The organism is Vibrio sp. 811 (genome assembly GCF_033339195.1).
Genome location: NZ_JAWOUB010000587.1, coordinates 1 through 610, shown reverse-complemented (window position 1 = coordinate 610; position 610 = coordinate 1). Strand labels below are relative to the sequence as shown.

The 610-nt window shown below is 47.0% G+C and carries 1 protein-coding gene; it reads left to right on the top strand.

The window, feature by feature from the left end; translation table 11 throughout:
• Window positions 1-610 (top strand): TolC family protein (locus R7Q46_RS28240; protein ID WP_411978787.1); only part of this gene is annotated, 610 nt, incomplete at both ends.

Sequence of the window (610 nt, the reverse complement as noted above, 5' to 3'; positions counted from 1 at the left end):
GTTTGCCTGTCGATAGCTTCAAATTTGACGAAGATCCGATGACCAATATCTCCGTCGGTTTGATGCAACAGTTCGAACGTGGCTCGACGCTCGACCTTCAACAAAAGAAAGCCAATCAACAAGCCGATGGTTTGTCGTTGCAAGTTCACGCACGGGAGCTTGAAGTGGCAAACAGCATGACTCAGCTTTGGTTGGAGCTGGGCTATCAGCAGAAGGCAGAGCAAATTTTGCTAGAAAACCGTCGGCTCATGACGGAAATGGAAAACTTCATTCAAACCAATTACTCAATCGGCAAAAGCGAAGCGCAAGATTTACTGAATGCACAGCTTCAAGTGAGTAAGTTGGATGAAAAGCTGCAAGCCAACGCACAAATGCAGCGCCGTTTGGTCTCCCAACTCTCAGAATGGTTGGGCTCTGACTGGCTCAATACCTATACCCAAAACGGACGCTCAACACTTCAAGCCAGCAACACACTGACTTGGGCGTCATTAAACCAAAAGTTGTCTGCAAATAGCGAAACGACCAAGCACTACCAACAGTTGAGTGAGCACCCGATGGTGAAAATGGCAGACGTAAGTATTTCTGCCAATAAAACTCAAGTGGACATTGC